Consider the following 4,468-nt stretch of genomic DNA (forward strand, 5'->3'; position numbering starts at 1 on the left):
AGGGTGCGGAACTCCTCCCAGACCCGCTCGAGCTTCGAGATCTGCTCGTCGAAGTTCTTGCGGATGGATGCCATCTCCTTCTCGGCGGCATCCTTGACCTTCTTCTTCTGGTCGGCCTTGGCGCCCTCCGCTTCCAGCGCGGCGAGCTCCTCTTCCAGCTTCGCCAGCCGGGTGGCGACGCGGGAATCGCGGCGGTCGCCGAGGTTCTTCATCTCCAGGCGCAGGTTCGACTCGTGCGTCGGCAGGTCGCGGTGACGCGCGTCCTCGTCGACCGAGATGACCATGTAGGCGGCGAAGTAGATGACCTTCTCGAGGTCCTTCGGCGCCATGTCCAGCAGGTACCCGAGGCGCGAGGGAACGCCCTTGAAGTACCAGATGTGGGTCACGGGAGCGGCGAGCTCGATGTGGCCCATGCGCTCGCGACGGACGGAGCTCTTGGTGACCTCCACACCGCAGCGCTCGCAGACGATGCCCTTGAAGCGGACCCGCTTGTACTTGCCGCAGGCGCACTCCCAGTCGCGGGAGGGACCGAAGATCTGCTCGCCGAAGAGGCCGTCCTTCTCGGGCTTGAGCGTGCGGTAGTTGATGGTTTCGGGCTTCTTGACCTCGCCAAAGGACCAACGGCGGATGTCGTCGGCGGTGGCAAGACCGATGCGAAGCTCATCGAAAGATGTTGCGTCGAGCACTAGTTCTCCTGTGTCTCAGAAAGTTTTCGGTGATCGAGGGGCCGCAGGGCGGCCCCTCGTGATCGTCCGGGTCAGATCTCGTCGATCGACGTCGACTCGAACCGGGTGGAGATGTTGATTCCGAGCTCCTCCGCGGCGCGGAACGCCTCGTCGTCGCCGTCGCGGAGATTGACCGCCGTGCCGTCTGCCGAGAGGACCTCGACGTTCAGGCAGAGCGACTGCATCTCCTTCATCAGAACCTTGAAGGACTCGGGGATGCCGGGCTCCTGGATGTTCTCGCCCTTGACGATCGCCTCGTAGACCTTGACGCGGCCCACGATGTCGTCGGACTTGATCGTGAGGAGCTCCTGGAGCGCGTATGCGGCGCCGTAGGCCTCGAGGGCCCACACCTCCATCTCACCGAAGCGCTGGCCACCGAACTGTGCCTTACCACCCAGCGGCTGCTGCGTGATCATCGAGTACGGGCCGGTGGAGCGCGCGTGGATCTTGTCGTCCACGAGGTGGTGCAGCTTCAGGATGTACATGTACCCGACCGAGATCGGGGCCGGGAACGGCTCGCCGGAGCGGCCGTCGAACAGCAGCGTCTTTCCGGTGGAGTCGATCAGACGCTCGCCGTCGCGGTTGACCAGGGTCGAATCCAGCAGACCCGCGATCTCCTGCTCGAACGCACCGTCGAACACCGGGGTGGCGACCTTCGTGCCGGGGGCTGCCTCGAAGGCCTCCTGCGGCAGGTTGGCTGCCCACTCCGGGGTGCCCTCGACCTTCCAGCCCTGCTGGGCGATCCAGCCGAGGTGAAGCTCGAGCACCTGGCCGAAGTTCATTCGACCGGGGATGCCGAGCGGGTTCAGCACGACCTGCACGGGCGTGCCGTCCGCCAGGAACGGCATGTCCTCGACGGGGAGGATCTTCGCGATGACGCCCTTGTTGCCGTGACGGCCGGCGAGCTTGTCGCCCTCGGTGATCTTGCGCTTCTGGGCGATGTAGACCACGACCCGGCGGTTGACGCCCGAGCCGAGCTCGTCGTCGCCGTCCTCGGCGTTGAACTCCTTGACGGCGATGATCGTGCCCTGCTCGCCGTGGGGAACCTTCAGCGACGTGTCGCGCACCTCGCGGCTCTTCTCGTTGAAGATCGCGCGCAGCAGACGCTCCTCGGCGCTCAGCTCGGTCTCGCCCTTGGGCGTGACCTTGCCGACGAGGATGTCGCCGGGGCGGACCTCGGCGCCGATGCGGACGATGCCGCGCTCGTCGAGGTCCTTCAGCAGCTCGGGGCTGACGTTGGGGAGGTCACGGGTGATCTCCTCCTTGCCCAGCTTCGTGTCGCGGGCGTCGACCTCGTACTCCTCGATGTGGATCGAGGAGAGGGTGTCGTCCTTCACCAGGTCCTGGCTGAGGATGATCGCGTCCTCGAAGTTGTGACCCTCCCACGTCATGAACGCGACGAGGAGGTTCTTGCCGAGCGCGAGCTCGCCGTTCTCCGTCGCCGGGCCGTCGGCGATGACCTCGCCGGCCTCGATGCGGTCGCCCGCCGAGACGATGACGCGCTGGTTGTAGCTGGTGCCCTGGTTGGAGCGGTCGAACTTGCGCAGGAAGTAGTCCTGCGTGCCGCCCTCGTCCAGCTGCACGGTCACGACGTCGGCCGAGACCTCCATGACCACGCCGGACTTCTCGGCGGTGACGACGTCACCGGCGTCGATGGCCGCGTAGCCCTCCATACCGGTTCCGACGACGGGCGACTCGCTGCGCAGCAGCGGGACGGCCTGACGCTGCATGTTCGCACCCATGAGGGCGCGGTTCGCGTCGTCGTGCTCGAGGAAGGGGATGAGCGACGTCGCGACCGACACCATCTGGCGCGGCGAGACGTCCATGTAGCCGATCTCGTCGGCGGGGAACAGGTCGACCTCGCCACCCTGACCGCGACGGGCGAGCACGCGCTCGTCGGCGAAGGCGCCGTCTTCCTCGAGCTCCACACCGGCCTGAGCGACGATGTAGTCGCTCTCCTCGCTGGCGGTGAGGTAGTCGATCTGGTCGGTGACCCGGCCATCGACGACCTTGCGGTACGGCGTCTCGATGAAGCCGAACGCGTTGATGCGGGCGAACGACGCGAGCGAGCCGATCAGGCCGATGTTCGGGCCTTCCGGGGTCTCGATCGGGCACATGCGGCCGTAGTGCGAGGGGTGGACGTCACGGACCTCGACGCCGGCACGCTCACGGGACAGACCGCCGGGGCCCAGCGCCGACAGGCGGCGCTTGTGGGTGAGCCCTGCGAGCGGGTTGTTCTGGTCCATGAACTGCGACAGCTGCGACGTGCCGAAGAACTCCTTGATCGCGGCGACGACGGGGCGCACGTTGATCAGGGTCTGCGGCGTGATCGCCTCGATGTCCTGCGTGGTCATGCGCTCGCGGACGACGCGCTCCATGCGCGACAGACCGGTGCGGACCTGGTTCTGGATGAGCTCGCCGACCGCGCGGATGCGACGGTTGCCGAAGTTGTCGATGTCGTCGACGTCGAGACGGATCTCGGCGGGCTGGCCATTGCGGATGCCGTCGAACGTGGCGTCACCGCGGTGCAGGCGCACGAGGTACTTGATCGTCGCGACGATGTCGTCGACGGTCAGCACCGAGTCGCTCAGCGGCTTGTCCAGGCCCAGCTTCTGGTTGATCTTGTAGCGACCGACCTTCGCCAGGTCGTAGCGCTTGGAGTTGAAGTAGAAGTTGTCCAGCAGCGCGCGGGCGGCTTCGGCGGCGACCTGCTCGCCCGGACGGAGCTTGCGGTAGATGTCGCGGAGGGCGTCTTCCTTCGTGAGGATCGTGTCCTTGGACAGCGTCTCCTCGATGGAGTCGAACCCGGCGAACTCCGCCATGATGTCCTCGCTGGAAAGGCCGAGGGCCTTCAGGAACACCGTGACGGACTGCTTGCGCTTGCGGTCGATGCGCACGCCGACCTGGTCGCGCTTGTCGATCTCGAACTCGAGCCAGGCACCGCGGCTGGGGATGACACGAGCGGAGACGATGTCCTTGTCGGACGTCTTGTCGGGCGTCTTGTCGAAGTAGACACCCGGCGAACGCACGAGCTGCGAGACGACGACGCGCTCGGTGCCGTTGATGATGAACGTGCCCTTGCCGGTCTGCAGGGGGAAGTCGCCCATGAAGACCGTCTGGGTCTTGATCTCACCGGTGAGGTGGTTCATGAACTCGGCCTCGACGTACAGCGGGGCGGCGTACGTCTTCCCGCGCTCCTTGCACTCCTCGATCGAGTACTTCTCGGGCTCGAGATACGGGTTCGTGAACGACAGCTGCATCGTCTCGCCGAGGTCCTCGATCGGCGAGATCTCCTCGAAGATCTCCTCCAGACCGCTGATCTCGGGGACATCGGTGCGGCCCTGGGCCTGCGCGTCGGCGACGCGGGCCTTCCAGGCGTCGTTGCCGACGAGCCAGTCGAAGGACTCCGTCTGAAGCGCCAGGAGGTCGGGGACCTCCAGCGTGTCGGAGATCTTCGCGAACGACAGGCGGGATGCGCCGCGTCCGTTCTTGAGGTTGGTGGTGGGGTTGGATGCGTTGCGCGCAGCAGCCAAGGGGATTACCTCCGTGGGCCCGGGAAGGGCTCGTTTTCCTTGTCGTCAGGTGGAGTGCTCCCCTCGAATCCCGAAGCCTAACGACCGCACGCCGCGGTGAAGCGGGGGAACGCAGGCACAGCCGACCACCATATGAGGGCAAGGGGAAGGGAGCGCAAAGAACAACTATATGCCGCACGACGCGCCATGTCCAGCCGGATTCTTGACGAG

The 4,468-nt window shown here is 65.9% G+C and carries 1 protein-coding gene and 1 pseudogene; both read right to left on the reverse strand.

Annotation, left to right across the window (positions count from 1 at the left end):
* Positions 1-686: pseudogene (locus NQ160_RS19170) on the reverse strand (DNA-directed RNA polymerase subunit beta'); the annotation flags it as partial.
* Between the two features lie 71 nt (positions 687-757).
* Entirely contained in the window at positions 758-4,258 is a 3,501-nt protein-coding gene (rpoB, locus tag NQ160_RS19175) for a DNA-directed RNA polymerase subunit beta (RefSeq protein WP_257516707.1), read from the reverse strand.
* Positions 4,259-4,468: the final 210 nt, after the last annotated feature.

This window comes from Microbacterium sp. zg.Y909, from assembly GCF_024626565.1.